Origin of the sequence: Mesorhizobium sp. M2A.F.Ca.ET.042.01.1.1 (assembly GCF_003997405.1) — a bacterium.
Lineage (GTDB): Bacteria > Pseudomonadota > Alphaproteobacteria > Rhizobiales > Rhizobiaceae > Mesorhizobium.
This window is the reverse complement of record NZ_RZRX01000160.1, coordinates 1-14,857: the sequence shown is the minus strand read 5'-3', so window position 1 is coordinate 14,857 and position 14,857 is coordinate 1. Positions and strand designations below refer to the sequence as shown.

Here is a 14,857-nt window from a genome sequence, read left to right as displayed (position 1 = left end):
CGCCGGCGCTTCAGCAACCGGCTGTGCCGGCGCGTTCAGCTTGGTGACGTTGTCGTCTTCCCGCTTGGCTGCTGCGCTCATGCCGCTGCCCCTTCCCTGCTCTTGATCTTTTCTAGGGACGATGCCTCGCCGTCCGTCAGGTTCTGCACGATCGTGTCCAACACCCGGATCAGGATGCGTCGATCTTCAGGCGAAACGCCGGTCAGCGACTCCTCATAGACCTCGCCGGCAAGGCTTTTGACATCTGCGTAGGCAGCGCTCGCCTTCTCGGTCGGGAAGATCATGCGCACGCGCCGGTCGGTGGCGTCCTGGCGGCGCTCGATCCAGCCGCCCTCCTCCATGCGGTCGACGAGGCGAGAGACGCTGATCGGCTCGATTTCGAGCAGTTCGGCCAGCCGCGCCTGTGTGATGCCTTCTTCCTTGGCCACGCGCACCATCAACCGCCATTGCGCCGAGGAAAGCCCCAACCCGCTGGCGCGCGCCTCGAAGCGCTTGCGCATCAGGCGCTGAACGTCGTGGATCAAAAATCCCAATCTGTCGATGCCATCCGAAACCATGAGCGATACATATAATAAGCGTGCTTATTATTCAAGGGGAAGCATTGCGCCAGAAGCCGGCAAATCGTCATGGCAGGCATTTGGTGCATTCATGGTTAGCGCCCGGTGAATTCGGCAATCGGTGAACGGCTACCCGAGGCCGAAGCTGCGGTTTCAGGCGATGCATTCACAGCAAGGCGTCAACCGTCTGAAAATTCACTGTGTTTTCTGCCGCACGCTAGCGCCGCTCGCCTCGCTCGTGGTAAAGCTGCACCGTGGATCGGGGGATCACGCAATGCCGACGCTCTATGCGCTGAAGCCGGCCTTCCAGGACAGGCTGCGACCGCTTGTCAGCCGGCTGGCAGCAATGGGCGTGACAGCCAATTTCATCACCCTGCTGGCGGCCACCCTGTCGATCGCGGCCGGCGTGGCGATCGCGGCGGCGCCGGGTTCGCGCCTGCTTGTGCTGCTCATCCCCCTGGTGCTGTTCGTGCGCATGGCACTCAACGCGATGGACGGCATGCTGGCGCGGGAGCACGGCCAGGCTTCTACCCTGGGCATGTATTTGAACGAGATCTGCGATGTCGTTTCCGATTTGGCGCTGATCCTGCCCTTCGCCGCCTTTCCGCAGTTCGGTGTCTGGGGTGTCGTCGCCTTCGCCATGGCGGCCATGCTCGCAGAATTCGCTGGCGTGCTCGGCATCCCCGCAGGTATCGGACGAAACTATGCCGGCCCGTTCGGCAAGAGCGACCGGGCGCTTGGACTCGGGGCGGTCGCGGCCTTGTGCGCCTTGGGTCTGTGGCCCGCGGCCATCGCGCCGTTTGTGTTTCCGGCCATGGCTACGCTTTCGCTGCTGACCGCCATAAACCGGATACGTGCCGGTCTTACTGGCAGCTCCGGCTAAGCATCGAGGCTCGCCATGCCGTCCGAGGGAAACAGCATGCTTCACGAACAGATCGCCGCCGCGCCGGCGGAAAGCCTTACGCGGCAGGCGCAGGAACGCAGCTTCCAAAGCCATGACGGCACGGAAATTTTCTACCGTTTCTGGCCGGCGGCATCGGCCGAGGCCAAAGGTGCGGTGGTGCTCTTCCATCGCGGCCACGAGCATGGCGGCCGCATGGCGCATCTGGTCGATGAATTGCGAATGCCGGATTACGCCTTCTATGCCTGGGATGCGCGCGGCAATGGCCGCTCCGCCGGCGAGCGCGGCTATGCGCCGTCTTTCGCGGCGCTGGTGCGCGATATCGACTGTTTCATGCGCGAGATCGCCGCCAAGGACGGGTTTGGCGCACAGGATATCGCGCTCGTCGCGCAATCCTTCGGCGCGGTGCTCGCCGCCGCCTGGGTGCATGACTATGCGCCGCAACTGCGCGCCATGGTGCTGGCCTCGCCGGCTTTCTCGGTCAAGCTCTACGTGCCCTTCGCCAAGGAAGGCATCGCGCTATGGCAGAGGATCAAGGGGCGCTTCTTCGTCAATTCCTATGTCAAGGCGAGCCTGCTCACCCATGACCCGGTGCGCATCGCCTCCTTCGAGAACGACCCGCTGATCACCAGGCCGATCGCTTCCAACATCCTGGTCGAGCTCTACCAGCATGCGGCGCGCATCGTCTCCGACGCCCGCGCCATCACCATGCCGACGCAGCTTCTTTTGTCCGGCAGCGATTGGGTGGTGCGACACGGCCCGCAGCACGAGTTCTTCGTCAATCTCGGTAGCCGCGTGAAGGAGCGGCATGTGCTGCCGGGCTTCTTCCACGATACGCTCGGCGAGCGCGACCGCGCCAAGGCGCTCGCCCTTATCCGGCCGTTCATCGAAGGGCAATTTGCTTCGCCGGCCGAACCCGTCGACCTGAAGCAGGCGGACATCACCGGCTACACGCGCGACGAGGCCGACAGGCTCGCCTCGCCGCTGGATCTCCTGTCGCTCAGGGGCCTTTATTGGGCCATGAGCCGCGCCTTCATCCGCATCGGCAGCTGGTTCTCGCGCGGCATGAAGATCGGCGTCGGCACCGGCTTCGATTCCGGCTCGACGCTGGACTATGTTTATGAGAACGAGGCGCGTGGCCTCGGACCTATCGGCCGCATGGTCGATCGGACCTTTCTGGACGCCATCGGCTGGCGCGGCATCCGCCAGCGCAAGCTCAACCTCGAGGAGCTGATCGGTTCGGCGCTGGCAACGCTGAAAGCGGCCGGACGTCCCGGCCACATAATCGACATAGCCGCCGGGCACGGTCGCTACGTGCTCGACGCGATCGGCAAGAGCGCCGAACAGCCGGCCAGCGTGCGGCTGCAGGACTATTCCGACATCAATGTCGAGCTCGGCCGCAAGCTGATCGCCGATCGGCAATTGCCGGCCAGCGTCTCGTTCCGCCGCGCCGATGCCTTCGACGGCGACGGGCTGGCCGCGCTGAACCCAGCGCCGGACCTCGCGATCGTCTCCGGCCTTTACGAGCTCTTCTCGGACAACGCGTCGATCGCCCGCTCGCTCGGCGGCCTGGCCCGCGCCATGCAGCCGGGCAGCCTGCTGATCTACACCAACCAGCCCTGGCATCCGCAGCTCGAAATGATCGCGCGCAGCCTGACTTCGCATCGCGGCGGCCAGGCCTGGGTCATGCGTCGGCGCACGCAAGCCGAGATGGATCAGCTGGTCGAAGCCGCCGGCTTCGAGAAGCTCGACCAGCGCATCGACCAATGGGGTATCTTCACCGTCTCGCTGGCAAGGCGGGTTTAGGACCGCCCACGCATGCCCGCCAGCGCCGAGCCCCCGCCACTTTCAGCCACCGCAGCCGCCGAACCCTACGGACGTGTCGTCCTTCGGGCGGCGCTGTGGCTCGCGTTTCTCGCGCCATTCTTCTATTCGACCTATGGCTTCGCCAACTGGCTGGCCTCGAACCGTCCATATGTCGGCAGCATCGTGTTCTCGTGGGAACACCACGTCCCGTTCCTTGCCTGGACAATCGTGCCTTACTGGTCGATCAACCTGTTCTACGCCCTGTCGCTGCTGCTCAACGACAGCACGCAACGTGTGAACCGGCTGGCCGGCCGCTACCTCACGGCGCAGGTCGTCGCCGTCTCCTGCTTCATCCTGTTTCCCCTGACCGCCACCTTCGCGCGGCCGGCAACGACCGGCCTGCCCGGCTTCATGTTTGCCGTGCTCGGCGGCTTCGACAAGCCGTTCAACCAGGCGCCGTCCCTGCATATCGCATTGCTGGCGATCATCTGGGATCATTGGCGCCAGCGTCTTTCCGGCCCCCTGCTCACGCTCTGGCATTTTTGGTGCTTCCTGATCGGCGCTTCGGTGCTGACAACCTGGCAGCACCATTTCGTCGACATCCCGACCGGCGCGCTGCTCGGCTTCTTCGCGCTGTGGCTGTTTCCGGCCACAGGCGAGTTGCCCTTCGCCGGCTTCCTTCTGACTGCTGACGGCAAAGCACGGCGCCTTTCGCTCTACTACGCGCTGGGCGCGGTTCTGGCGCTCGCCGGTGCAGCCATCGGCGCCTTCTTCTCGGCGCTCGCGCTTATCCTTTTGTGGCCGGCACTTGCGCTGGCCATCGTCGCTTTCGGCTATGCCGGGGCCGGGCCAAAAGTGTTCCAGAAGGCGGCGGACGGCCGCGTGTCGCTGGCAAGCCGCGTCCTGCTCTGGCCATACCGGCTGGGCGCCAGGATCAATGTCTGGGCCTGGACGCGCAAGCTGCCGCCGGTGGTTGCCGTCACCGACGGTGTCTTTCTCGGGCGCTTTCCCGACGCTGCCGAAGCACACGGCTTCGGCACGGTGATTGATCTTGCCGCCGAGCTGGAGCGGCCAGGTGACGCGCCGGGCCGCTGGATCAGCTTTCCCATGCTCGATCTCCTGCCGCCGCCCGTAGGCACGCTCGACGAGGCGGTCGCGGCGGTTGAGCCGGCGCGCCGGCAGGGCACTGTGCTGGTCTGCTGCGCGCTCGGCTTCCAGCGCAGCGCCACGGTCGTCGCCCGCTGGCTGGTTGCCAGCGGCCGCTCGCACACGCCGGCGCAGGCGCGCAAGCAGCTCGCCGCTTCCGGCCGGCCGGTGCATCTTCAGCTCGGACTGGACGAGCCGGCATGAACGATGACGCCTATCAGCGCAAGGCTGCCGCCTTCGCCGCCATGCTGGTCAAGCAGGCGGCATGGCCGGCCGTGATCGTGATCGCCGGCGACAGCATCGCCCCGCTGGTCGCCTCGGCGCGCGGCGCGCTCCATGCGCCGCTTGCGGTACTGGCGTTGCTCGTCGCGGCGGCGAGCGCGGTGATGGTGCTCGGGCTCTCGGCGCTTCTTGCCTTCGATGCGCTGCTGTTCCGGCTGATGGCGACGCATGGCGACGAGATATCAGGAGGCGCCGCTGTCGATGACATGCTGGCGCGCATGCGGTTGAAGCCGGCCCCGGCCATGCCCCGCCCGCTCGACCAGCGCATCGCCGGAACACGCCGCCTGCTGGCCAGGCAGCGGATCGCCTTCGCGGTCTTCGTCGTCGCGTTCCTCACCGCCGGATTCTGGATGCCCGGATGAGCAAGCTTTCGCTGCGCACCTACACGCTGTTGCAGACCGTAACCTCCGTCGGCCTTTCGGCGATGGCCTGGGCGGTCACCGGCGTGCGGCCGATCTGGAGCGGCAGCGAGCCGTCGGACCGGCAGCGCATCTATTTCGCCAACCACACCAGCCACGGCGATTTCATCCTTCTGTCGGCCTGCCTCAGCGAGACGGAGCGCGCCAAGACGCACGCCATCGCCGCGGCCGAATATTGGGGCAAGTCGCGGCTCCGCCGCTTCATTGCCGAGGACATGCTGTCCTCCGTGCTGATCAGCCGGCAATGGACGAACGAGGCGGAGCATCCGATCTCGATCATGCTTTCCGTGCTAGACCAGGGCCATTCGCTGATCATCTTCCCCGAGGGCACCCGCAATACCAGCGACGAGCTGCTGCCTTTTCGTTCCGGCCTCTACAATCTGTCAATGGCGCGGCCGGATGTCGAGCTGATCCCCTGCTGGATCGAGAACATGTCGCGCGTGCTGCCCAAGGGCCAGTTCCTGCCTGTGCCGCTGCTTTGCCGCGTCGTCTTCGGCGCGCCCGTCGTTGTGGGGCCGGGCGAAGAGCGGCGCGCCTTCCTGCAGCGCGCCCGCGCCGAGCTTCTGGCGCTCAATCCGCGCCCCGACCGAGACGATTGATGCGCCACGAAATCAGCATTCTCATCATCGGCCTTTTCGTGGTGCTGAGCACCGCCAGCGTCACCGCCGGCATCCTCTCGATGCGCGCGCCGAAGCCGTTGAGCGCAACGCTGGTCAACCTCACGCAGCGCATCAACGCCTGGTGGGTGATGGTGGCGCTGATGACGGTCGCCTTCTTCTTCGGCCGTTACGGCATGACCATCCTGTTCGCGCTGATCTCGTTCGCGGCGCTGCGCGAATTCGTGACGCTGACGCACAGCCGGCGCAGCGACCATTGGGTGCTGCTCGGCATGTTCGGCATCGTCATCCCCTTCCAGTACTGGCTGGTGTGGACCGCCTGGTACGGCCTCTTCGTCATCTTCATCCCGGTCTACTGCTTCCTGCTGATGCCGGCGATCACGGCGCTGCACGGCGACACGGAACGTTTTCTGGAGCGTGTCTCGGCGCAGCAATGGGCGATCATGATCTCGGTCTATTGCGTCAGCCACGTGCCCGCTTTGCTGACGCTCAACGTGTCTGGTTTCGAAGACCGCAACCTTCTGCTCATCGCCTTCCTGATCATCGTCGTGCAGGGCAGCGACGTCCTGCAATACATCTTCGGCAAACTGTTCGGAAAACACCGCTTTTCGCCGAACGTCTCGCCGTCGAAAACTTGGGAGGGCCTGATCGGCGGGTTGGTCGTGTCGAGCCTGCTTGGCGCGCTGCTCGCCTTCATCACGCCCTTCTCGCCGCTGCAGGCCTCGGCCGTCGCCTTCGTCGCCTGCACGATGGGATTTCTCGGCGGCCTCGTCGCCTCGGCGATCAAGCGCGACCAGGGCGTCAAGGACTGGGGCCATCTGATCGAAGGCCATGGCGGTATGCTCGACCGCACTGACAGCCTGGTCTTCGCCGCGCCGATCTTCTTCCACATCGTGCGCTATTTCTGGACGGTCTGAACAAGCCAGTTAAAGCCGCTTGGGCATCCGAGAAGGGAAGCGCTACAGCTCCAAATCCCACGTCTGCCCGACCAAGTCCTTGCCGAAGGAATGATGGCGCTCCTCGCCGACCAGCTTGAAGCCCGCGGCCTGGTAGATGCGGCGAGCCGACCCCAGTATGTCGTTGGTCCAAAGCGTCAGCGTGTTGTAGCCCTTGGCGCGGGCGAAGGCGATGCACTCGTCGACCAGCCGCCGGCCGATGCCCAGGCCGCGCGCCGACGGCTCGACATAGAGCAGCCTCAGCTTCGCCACCTCGGACGACTTGCGCACGACGAAGACCGAGCCGACCACCTCGCCTTCGCGCTCCGCGATCCAGGCGCGCTCCCATTGCGCGTCGAATTTCTTGACGAATTCGGCGAGGATCTCGGCGACCAGCGCCTCATAGGTTCCGTCCCAGCCATACTCCTCGGTGTAGAGCATGCCCTGACGGCGCGTGACCCAGCCGATGTCGCCGACCTGGAGCGGCCGCAGGATGTAGGGCACATCGGGTTCGGGGCGGTCGCCGAGCAGATCCTGGACGGTTCGCATGGCCTTGACCAGCCGCTCCTGGTCGGCGGGCGGCAAGCGGTCGAGCAGCGCGCGCACCTGGTCATGCGAATCCTGGTTGAGCGGCGCGAAGGCTTGCCTGCCCGCCGGCGTCAGCGCGATCGATGATCGGCGCGCGTCCACCTCGCTGGCTTCGCGCTCGACCAGGCCACGCTCCTCGAATTTCTTCAAGAGGCGGCTGACATAGCCGGGGTCGAGGCCAAGGTCGCGCACCAGATCGCTGGCGACCAACCCGTCGCGATGAGCAAGCTCATAGAGCACCCGCGCCTCGGTCAGCGAGAACGGGCTCTTCAGGAGGCCCTCGTCGAGCAGGCCGATCTGGCGGGTGTAGAAGCGGTTGAAGGCGCGCACCGTATCGATGCGCTCCTTGCCGGGGTGGTCGTGGATGGTCATCGGGTTCCTCCTGCTCTCGACAGGATCAACCATTTAGTTGACTGAGTCAATAAATACAGCAAGCGAGACGCTACACGACTTCGTCATTCCAGGGCGGAGCAAGGAGCGAAGCGACGCGCGCAGACCCCGGAATCCATTCCGTGACCTCCGGGCGCCGCGACGGTGCAGGCCTGATGGCGAAACGCCAGCATAGGGGGGTACCTTCTTCTGCACCGCGGGCGAAATGGCATGGATTCCAGGGTCTGCGCTCCGCTTCGCGTCGCTCCGCCCTGGAATGACGACATCGCGGGGGCCGGCGCTAATCGCCACCGGTTGAAACGCCTCACCCCGTCGGCAGCACCGGCCAGAACTCGCCGATCCGCCCGCCGGCAAAAACCGCGATCGCCCCGAAATGCTGCAGCACCGCCTCGCTCTGCGTCGGCCACAGGAAGGCGTAGTCGCCGGGCTTCACACCCGCGCCTGCCGGCAGGCCCATGAACTGCTGATTGGACGATAGCCCGATCAGGCCGTTCGGCTTCATGCCTTCGGGGAACACCGGTTCGGCCATCCACTTGCCGCCATAGAGATAGCAGCCCTTGCGCGGGAAAAGACCGAGCGCCTGTAGCGCCCTGGAAACCGACGGCGGACCGGGCAGCATCGGATCGAGCGCTTTGAGGATCGGCGTGGCGATGAAGGCGGCCGGCTGGAGGCCGTCGAGGCCAGGGGTGTCGAAGTCGCTCGGCAGCACGAAGGCCGAGCCGATCGACACTTCGTTGGCGACGCCGCCGCCATGCAGCAGTGCCGTCTTCGAGCCGCCGATATTCAGGATGCGGCGCCGGTCCGGATCGAGGGCGGCGGCGAACTCCGCCGCCTTTGCCGAAGCCTGCTTCAGCGCCCTGGCCGCGCCGCCGAAGAGGCCCGGTATCTCCGGCGCATGCGCTTCATAGGCCATGATGCCTTGGCAATGCAGGCGCTCCGGCACCGTCAGCGCCTTGATCTCGGCGGGATCACGAAATCCGCCGCGATGCAGGCCGACATCGACCTCAAAGGCGAAGCGCAATTCGGTGTCGAGCCCGGCGGCCATGGCGCCGTAATCGGCCAGCCGCTCCGGCGTGTCGATCAGCCAGCAGACGCGTGACCACCAGCCGGAGCCGCCTCTTGTCAGCGCGGCCCTGGCGGCGCCCACCGGCATCGGCTTGCCGTAGAGCAGATCGCCCTCGGGAAAGGAGTCGAGCACGGCCTGCGTCACCGGCGGATGGAAGGTCATGAAGCGATTGGTTTCGAGGGCTCGCGCGATATGCGACAGCAGCGGCATGCAGGGCAGCGACTTGTCGACCAGCCGAACGGCAAGGCCGGGCGCCAGCCGCTCCTTCACCAGCGCGATGTTGCCGTCCAGCCGGTCGCGGTCGAGCACCAGGCAGGGCCGGAAAATCTCGGCTGCCTTCAACGCCTCGGACAGGGCAGCGAAATAGGCGCTCATCATTCGATGCCGAACAGGCCGGCCATATAGGGCGACACGAAACGGTTGTCGGGATCGATGTCGCGGCGCACGGCAAGCGCGTCGTTCCAGCGCGGATAAAGCTCCTTGAAGTCCGCCGCCTTCAGGCTGTGCATCTTGCCCCAATGCGGCCTGCCGCCATATTTGCGGAAGATGGGCTCGGCGGCGCGCATGAAGGGCAGCGGGTCATTGGCCGCGTCATGGTGGATGGCGATCGAGCAGGTCAGCCGCCTGTGGAAGGGCGAAAGCCAGAATTCGTCCGGCGCCACCGAACGCACCTCCATCGGGAAATAAACTTCCGGAAAGTGCTTCTCCGTCAGCGCGATGATTTCGGCCAACGCCTTGGGGCCTTCCTCGAATGGCAGGTGGTATTCCATCTCGTTGAATTTGGTTCGACGGTCGCTGACATAGACGTTGAGCCAGTCTTGCACATAATCCTCGGAGGGCACCTTCTTCACCGCGCCTTTGATCAGCGCGCGGCGCAGCGATGGCAGCCGGCGCAGCACGGTTCGCACCTTGCGCAATGTCGCCAGGCCCCCCTCGTCGTCCTCGGTCGGCCGCAGCGTCGGCTGGGCATCGCTCAGGTCGCTGGCAATGAACTGCGCATAGCCGGAAAACGGGATGTAGTAGAATTCGGCCGAACGATGCGCGGCCATCATCTTTTCGAAATCGCGCAGCATGTCGCCAATCGGCAGCACCCATTTGCGGCGCCGCAGGCGGTAGGCCGCGATGTTGTTCATCGTCACTTCGGTGAGGATCCCGAAGGCGCCAAGCGCGACACCGGTGGCGTGGATCATGTCCTGGTCGTCGGCCCGGCCGTATTCGCGCAGCTTGCCCCGCCCATCGACGAGCTGCACCGCCTCGAGCTGAGTGTGATAGGCGCCGAGCGTCGGGCCGGAGCCATGCGTCGCCGTGCCCAGCGCGCCGCCAATCGCCTGCTTGTCGATGTCGCCCATGTTGGGCAGGCCCTGGCCGATGCCTTGCAGGATATGCATCAGTGCGCCGAGCCGCGTGCCCGCCCCTACCCGCGCCCTGTTGGCCGCCGGTTCGTGCGAGACCAGCCCTTCGATCTTCTCAAGCGAGACGATGGTGCCGTCGGATTGCACCAGCGGCGTGAAGGAGTGGCCGGCGCCGGCGACGCGCAGCGGACCGGGCGCGGAGCGCACCAGGTCGGCGAGCTCGCCGGCGTCGGCCGGCGTCGCGATCGATTTCGGGGAAGCCGTGACGAAACCAGACCAGTTGCTCCAGGCGTTTGCCATTTTAACTGTCCCCGCTCAGGCCCGACCGTGCCGCCGGGCGACCAGCACGAAGACGCCGAGCAGCACCACGCTGGCCAAAGCAGTCGCCGCGGCGAATTCGGGCACCGGGCGGAAATTCCCGGCATCGATCAAAAGCGAGGCGGCGATCGGGCCGACGGCAAGACCGAAGAGCTGCGCGGCCGGAACCAGAAGCACTGCCGTTCGCGTCTCGTCGGCGGTGATTGCCATGCGGATCTGATAGGGCACGATAAAGAGCAGGATGAAGCCCATCACCAGCGCAACCGCCCAGAAGACTGAAAGACCCGGGCCGGACGCAAGCAGCACCGAGCTGATCGCCGCGACGACCCCGATGATCGTGATGGCAAAACGGTAGTCGATGCGCGCCTCGAAGACCGTCGCGGTCATGGCGCCGATCACCTGCGCGGCAAGGCTTGCCGATACCATCAGGCCGACGGTGCGGCCGTCGATGCCGAACTGCGCGCCGATGGGCTCCAGAAACGCCCAGACGGCGCCGAAGAACATGAAATAGCAGAAGATCGAGAGCAGCGCGGTGATCGCCGGCGCTGTCGCCACATTGCCGAACTGCTCTTCCTTGGGCAGATCGGCATAATCGTCCGGCACGATCCAGGCGACGACCAGTGACGAGAGGCAGACGATGCCGAGCGCGATGAAGCCGCCGGCCGAGCCGGCGGCGGGCACGGCATAGAGCGCCAGGATCAGCGCCAGCGCGCATTGCGCCAAAGTCTGCAGCGTGACGAAATAGCCGCCGATGCGCTCTGCCCGGCGCGAGCGGGCGATCAATTCGGTGGCGACGGCGACCAGCCCGCCTTCCGCAAGGCCAGCCAGTATGCGCGCGCCGATCAGCGCATTGGGGCTGCCGGCATAAGCGGTCCAGAAATTGGCGAGCGCGAGCAGGACGAGCAGCAGCGCGCTCTTCCAGCGCATGTTCCTGGCAGGCAGCAACATGGCTACGATCGCCGACCCAATGCCTATCGCGATCATCTCGGCGGTGGCGACCAGCGCCAGCTCGTCGCCGGTGACATGGCCTTCGGCATAGAGCGCGCCGAGCAGCACCGGCTGAAGGCCAAGGATGAGAAGGCCGACCGAGCCGATCCACAGCGCGGAGGCAAGCTGCGATCCCGTCGGATTGCCGACAAGCCAATCGCCCTCTTCCGCCTGCGCGGCTTGCGATGCAGTCACGAGATGCCTCCCTTGCAGCCCAGTCGAAAAACTGACAAGTTGTCAGCATTTAATGAAACTGATACTTGATCATGTTTCTTGTCAACCGCGAATTCGCACTTTTCCGGGAAAGATGCGGGCCATGACGGATGCAAAGCGAACGGCGACGGAACCCAGGCGCAGGCCGAAGCAGGAGCGCAGCCGCGAGCGCATCGACGCGATCCTCGCCACGACCATGCGGCTGATCGGTGAAAAGGGCATCGACGCGGTGACAATGAAGGAGGTTGGCGCGCTGGCCGGCGGGCCGATCGCGACCGTCTATCACTACTTTCCGTCGAAGTCGGCGATCCTGGCGATGCTCTACGAACGGTTTGCCGAGGAAAGCCGGGCGCGCTTCGGCGCGATCATCGCCGGGATAAACGGGTTGGACGACGTGACGGCGGCGGCCGATCGCATGCTCGACGACTATTATACCCGTGTCGCGGCTGACCCGGCGATCCAGGACCTGCAGAACGCCATCCAGGCCGACAAGGCGCTGCAGCATCTCGACATTGCCGAGACGAGACACCAGGCGAAGATATTCTGCGACCATGTCGCGCCCATGCTTCAAGCGGATCAGCGCGAGGCATTCGCGCGGCTCGTGTTCCTGATCTTCCAGCTTGCCGGCGGCGTCGTGCGGCTGGCGCTGACACAGGGCGAGGCAGAAGGCCGGCGCACGATCGACGACTATCGCTCGATCATCCACACGCAGTTGCGGCTGTTTTTGTAGAGCCCTTCCACCTAGACGTGCTGACGAATCAGCCCTTCGAAGCCGTCGGCGAGATTTGAATTGCCGGCGGCGAGGAAGGCGGACAGGTTGCGGACGCGACCGGGCGTCTTGTTGGCGTCGAGCAGAACGGCCTTGCCTTCATGCATGACGAAATCGAACTTGCCGTAGTCGAAGCCGAGATCGCGTCGTAGCGCGCGAAGCTCGTCGGGAACCGGAACCGGCTCTCGTCGGATCGTATCTTCGCCTTTAACCAGGTTCTGCGGAGAGACATGTCGGGTACAACGCTCGCGTTCTCCGCAAAACAGCCAGAAGCGAGCGCCAAAGCCGTCGGGCTCGGGCTCGGGAACAAACTTTTCCACCACGAGATCCTTGCGGTCGAACACCGCCGGGGGAACTTCCGCAAGCGAGCCGTGGATGCGGTAGCGATCGAGCAGCCTGGCATCGGGAAACGGCTCCGGCCTGCCGGCGCGCCGCGATCGCCGATTGAGCGTCTGCTCCCGCGTTCCCAGATTATTGAGGCTGCTCTTGACGATGACTGGGCCTCGCCAGCCGTGGTCCTTGTCAATTACCGCGCCGCTGATGCGATGCTTCGAGATATCGGCGGCGCCGATGTTGAGGCAGAAGGGATAAGTGCGCGCGTATTCGACATATTCGGATGGCGTCACGGTCGCGTCGACATGGAGTATCGCGATATCCGCCTCCGGCCTGGCCGACGTGCCCGCAATAATGCGCACGCAATGTCCCCGGCGTTTCAACTCCTCCAGGAGATCGAAGAGCATGTAGGGGCTGCCGCGACGCAGCAACGGCCCGCGACGGCGTTCAAAGCCGTCAAACTCATGCGTGATAACTGTAATACGTGCCATCCGCCCCCCGGCTTGGTTTCTTAAGCGTCCTCGATTATGCGTTCTAACACAGTGTGGTACGGGGCGGGTTTGTGGATGACAGAGCATTGGAATGCAATTCGCAGGCATTGGCAGTTGCTGGGGTCGCCGCTCAGGCCGCCGCCGGAAGTCGTCCGGGCCTATGACCGCGAGCTCGGGCTTGGCCGCTCGCATGTCGTAATGCTCGGCGTGACGCCGGAACTCGCCGGGCTTGGCGCCGCCATGACGGCGGTCGACGAGTCCGCCGATATGATCGCCGGCATCTGGCCGGGCGACACCGACACGCGCAAGGCGGTGCAAGGCGACTGGTTCGATCTCCCGTTCGGCGATGCAAGCGTCGAGGCACTGATCGGCGACGGATGCCTCTCGGTCATCGGCGCCGCCGACCTCAGGCGCAGACTGTTCGCGTCGATCGCGCGTGTGTTGAAGGCAAGTGGCCGCGCCGGCATCAGGCTGTACGCCTCCCCCGAGACACGCGACGATCCGCAGGATGTCCGCGCCCTGGCGTTGGCCGGCGGCGTCTCGACCTTTCACGACCTCAAATGGCGGGTGGCCATGACCGCGGTCGCCGGCGCGCCGGACTACGTCATACCGGTGACGGGAATTCTCGAGCAATTCGAAGCGATGTTTCCCGACCGCAACGAACTTTCGACACGCACGGGGTGGGAGTTGCCGGTCATCGGAACCATCGACGTCTACCGGAACTCATCGGTCATCTACAATTTCGCGCCGGTAAGCGCGCTTGTCGAGGAAGCCAAGGTATTTTTCGACGACGTCAACGTTGCCCCGACCGGCACATACGGGCTCGCCGAACGCTGCCCGCTGCTGGTGCTGCGAGCGCCGAAGCGCCGAGACTGACGGGCGGGATTGCTCGTCAGTCTCCCGCGACGGCAGGCGCTTTTCATGGTGACGTTTCGCCTGAGAAAAATTTCGCGCCGCTTGCCCCTTTCGCGCGCCTTGACTCTGGCAAGGCGCCGGCCTATCTCAGCGCCACGTTAGCACTCGCCTTTGGTGAGTGCTAACTCATATCCGGCGGCCTCGCCGGATGGAGGAACAGTTCTCACCGTTCTCACTCGAGGAAGACAACATGGCAAAGTCCAAGTTCCGCCCGCTTCATGACCGCGTGGTCGTTCGCCGGGTCGAATCCGAATCCAAGACCGCCGGCGGGATCATCATCCCGGACACGGCTAAGGAGAAGCCGCAGGAAGGCGAGATCATCGCCGTCGGCTCCGGCGCTCGCGACGAAAACGGCAAGCTGGTGCCCCTGGACGTCAAGGCCGGCGACCGCATCCTGTTCGGCAAGTGGTCGGGCACTGAAGTCAAGCTCAATGGCGAAGACCTTCTGATCATGAAGGAATCCGACATTATGGGCATCATCGGCTGAATTTCGGCCTCTCCATCAACTGAGTTTTCGGGCTCTTCCCGAGCCCCTGTCAGGAGCTAACCATGGCTGCAAAAGACGTAAAATTCTCCCGCGACGCCCGTGAGCGCATGCTGCGCGGTGTCAACATCCTCGCCGACGCGGTGAAGGTGACGCTGGGCCCCAAGGGCCGCAACGTCGTCATCGACAAGTCGTTCGGCGCCCCGCGCATCACCAAGGACGGCGTCACCGTCGCCAAGGAGATCGAGCTTGAGGACAAGTTCGAGAACATGGGCGCCCAGATGGTCC

16 protein-coding genes are annotated in these 14,857 nt (G+C 64.9%); 10 read left to right on the top strand and 6 right to left on the bottom strand.

Features of this window, described 5'->3' with window-relative positions:
• Nucleotides 1–77: 77 nt before the first annotated feature.
• On the bottom strand, nt 78–557 hold the full coding sequence (locus EOA23_RS22340; protein ID WP_112130300.1) for a MarR family transcriptional regulator: 480 nt from the start codon (nt 555–557) through the stop codon (nt 78–80).
• Nucleotides 558–831: 274 nt separating this feature from the next.
• Between EOA23_RS22340 and EOA23_RS22335 the strand changes: the two genes are divergently transcribed.
• Genes EOA23_RS22335 through EOA23_RS22310 form a run of 6 tightly spaced genes read left to right on the top strand, consistent with a single transcriptional unit; the run spans nt 832 to nt 6,645 of the window.
• Entirely contained in the window at nt 832–1,440 is a 609-nt protein-coding gene (locus EOA23_RS22335; RefSeq protein WP_127305737.1) for a CDP-alcohol phosphatidyltransferase family protein, read from the top strand.
• A gap of 36 nt (nt 1,441–1,476) precedes the next feature.
• A complete protein-coding gene (locus tag EOA23_RS22330) occupies nt 1,477–3,264 on the top strand; it encodes a bifunctional alpha/beta hydrolase/class I SAM-dependent methyltransferase (protein WP_189341669.1) in 1,788 nt (595 codons plus the stop codon).
• Nucleotides 3,265–3,276: 12 nt separating this feature from the next.
• Nucleotides 3,277–4,614, top strand: a complete 1,338-nt coding sequence (locus EOA23_RS22325) for a phosphatase PAP2/dual specificity phosphatase family protein (RefSeq protein WP_127305735.1) — start codon at nt 3,277–3,279, stop codon at nt 4,612–4,614.
• Entirely contained in the window at nt 4,611–5,054 is a 444-nt protein-coding gene (locus EOA23_RS22320; RefSeq protein WP_126061341.1) for a hypothetical protein, read from the top strand. Before EOA23_RS22325 ends, EOA23_RS22320 begins: the two co-directional genes overlap by 4 nt.
• On the top strand, nt 5,051–5,710 hold the full coding sequence (locus EOA23_RS22315) for a lysophospholipid acyltransferase family protein (RefSeq protein WP_127305734.1): 660 nt from the start codon (nt 5,051–5,053) through the stop codon (nt 5,708–5,710). The genes EOA23_RS22320 and EOA23_RS22315 overlap by 4 nt, the downstream gene beginning before the upstream one ends.
• Nucleotides 5,710–6,645 (top strand): phosphatidate cytidylyltransferase, encoded by a 936-nt coding sequence (locus tag EOA23_RS22310; RefSeq protein WP_127305733.1) that lies wholly within the window; start codon nt 5,710–5,712, stop codon nt 6,643–6,645. The genes EOA23_RS22315 and EOA23_RS22310 overlap by 1 nt, the downstream gene beginning before the upstream one ends.
• Nucleotides 6,646–6,687: 42 nt before the next feature.
• Here EOA23_RS22310 and EOA23_RS22305 read toward each other — a convergent pair whose 3' ends face one another.
• The 4 genes from EOA23_RS22305 to EOA23_RS22290 form a co-directional block, all read right to left on the bottom strand.
• Nucleotides 6,688–7,623, bottom strand: coding sequence for a bifunctional helix-turn-helix transcriptional regulator/GNAT family N-acetyltransferase (locus EOA23_RS22305; RefSeq protein WP_127305732.1), 936 nt, complete (start codon nt 7,621–7,623; stop codon nt 6,688–6,690).
• A 322-nt stretch (nt 7,624–7,945) separates the two neighbouring features.
• Nucleotides 7,946–9,082 carry an alanine racemase gene (locus tag EOA23_RS22300; RefSeq protein WP_189341668.1) on the bottom strand — a complete coding sequence of 379 codons (1,137 nt, stop codon included), beginning with the start codon at nt 9,080–9,082 and terminating at the stop codon, nt 7,946–7,948.
• A complete protein-coding gene (locus EOA23_RS22295) occupies nt 9,082–10,359 on the bottom strand; it encodes a D-arabinono-1,4-lactone oxidase (RefSeq protein WP_127305730.1) in 1,278 nt (425 codons plus the stop codon). The genes EOA23_RS22300 and EOA23_RS22295 overlap by 1 nt, the downstream gene beginning before the upstream one ends.
• A 15-nt stretch (nt 10,360–10,374) precedes the next feature.
• Nucleotides 10,375–11,559 (bottom strand): MFS transporter, encoded by a 1,185-nt coding sequence (locus EOA23_RS22290; protein ID WP_127305729.1) that lies wholly within the window; start codon nt 11,557–11,559, stop codon nt 10,375–10,377.
• Nucleotides 11,560–11,680: 121 nt separating this feature from the next.
• Between EOA23_RS22290 and EOA23_RS22285 the strand changes: the two genes are divergently transcribed.
• On the top strand, nt 11,681–12,307 hold the full coding sequence (locus EOA23_RS22285) for a TetR/AcrR family transcriptional regulator (protein ID WP_127305728.1): 627 nt from the start codon (nt 11,681–11,683) through the stop codon (nt 12,305–12,307).
• A gap of 11 nt (nt 12,308–12,318) precedes the next feature.
• On the opposite strand, the gene EOA23_RS22280 is transcribed toward EOA23_RS22285, so the two are convergent.
• Nucleotides 12,319–13,257: a hypothetical protein gene (locus EOA23_RS22280; RefSeq protein WP_245474307.1), complete on the bottom strand. Its 939-nt coding sequence runs from the start codon at nt 13,255–13,257 to the stop codon at nt 12,319–12,321.
• Here EOA23_RS22280 and EOA23_RS22275 point away from each other — a divergent pair.
• From EOA23_RS22275 to EOA23_RS22265, 3 genes are all read left to right on the top strand, one after another.
• Nucleotides 13,246–14,046, top strand: coding sequence for a methyltransferase domain-containing protein (locus tag EOA23_RS22275; protein ID WP_127305727.1), 801 nt, complete (start codon nt 13,246–13,248; stop codon nt 14,044–14,046). The genes EOA23_RS22280 and EOA23_RS22275 overlap by 12 nt on opposite strands.
• Before the next feature lie 229 nt (nt 14,047–14,275).
• Nucleotides 14,276–14,572: a co-chaperone GroES gene (gene groES / locus EOA23_RS22270; RefSeq protein ID WP_073987612.1), complete on the top strand. Its 297-nt coding sequence runs from the start codon at nt 14,276–14,278 to the stop codon at nt 14,570–14,572.
• Between the two features lie 62 nt (nt 14,573–14,634).
• Nucleotides 14,635–14,857 (top strand): TCP-1/cpn60 chaperonin family protein (locus EOA23_RS22265; RefSeq protein WP_281058761.1); only part of this gene is annotated, 223 nt, incomplete at its 3' end.

Bases quoted from the DNA above. Each gene is read 5' to 3' on its own strand.
- EOA23_RS22340 (WP_112130300.1), bottom strand. From the start codon at position 557: ATGGTTTCGGATGGCATCGACAGATTGGGATTTTTGATCCACGACGTT.
- EOA23_RS22335 (WP_127305737.1), top strand. From the start codon at position 832: ATGCCGACGCTCTATGCGCTGAAGCCGGCCTTCCAGGACAGGCTGCGA.
- EOA23_RS22330 (WP_189341669.1), top strand. From the start codon at position 1,477: ATGCTTCACGAACAGATCGCCGCCGCGCCGGCGGAAAGCCTTACGCGG.
- EOA23_RS22325 (WP_127305735.1), top strand. From the start codon at position 3,277: ATGCCCGCCAGCGCCGAGCCCCCGCCACTTTCAGCCACCGCAGCCGCC.
- EOA23_RS22320 (WP_126061341.1), top strand. From the start codon at position 4,611: ATGAACGATGACGCCTATCAGCGCAAGGCTGCCGCCTTCGCCGCCATG.
- EOA23_RS22315 (WP_127305734.1), top strand. From the start codon at position 5,051: ATGAGCAAGCTTTCGCTGCGCACCTACACGCTGTTGCAGACCGTAACC.
- EOA23_RS22310 (WP_127305733.1), top strand. From the start codon at position 5,710: ATGCGCCACGAAATCAGCATTCTCATCATCGGCCTTTTCGTGGTGCTG.
- EOA23_RS22305 (WP_127305732.1), bottom strand. From the start codon at position 7,623: ATGACCATCCACGACCACCCCGGCAAGGAGCGCATCGATACGGTGCGC.
- EOA23_RS22300 (WP_189341668.1), bottom strand. From the start codon at position 9,082: ATGAGCGCCTATTTCGCTGCCCTGTCCGAGGCGTTGAAGGCAGCCGAG.
- EOA23_RS22295 (WP_127305730.1), bottom strand. From the start codon at position 10,359: ATGGCAAACGCCTGGAGCAACTGGTCTGGTTTCGTCACGGCTTCCCCG.
- EOA23_RS22285 (WP_127305728.1), top strand. From the start codon at position 11,681: ATGACGGATGCAAAGCGAACGGCGACGGAACCCAGGCGCAGGCCGAAG.
- EOA23_RS22275 (WP_127305727.1), top strand. From the start codon at position 13,246: ATGACAGAGCATTGGAATGCAATTCGCAGGCATTGGCAGTTGCTGGGG.
- EOA23_RS22280 (WP_245474307.1), bottom strand. From the start codon at position 13,257: ATGCTCTGTCATCCACAAACCCGCCCCGTACCACACTGTGTTAGAACG.
- groES (WP_073987612.1), top strand. From the start codon at position 14,276: ATGGCAAAGTCCAAGTTCCGCCCGCTTCATGACCGCGTGGTCGTTCGC.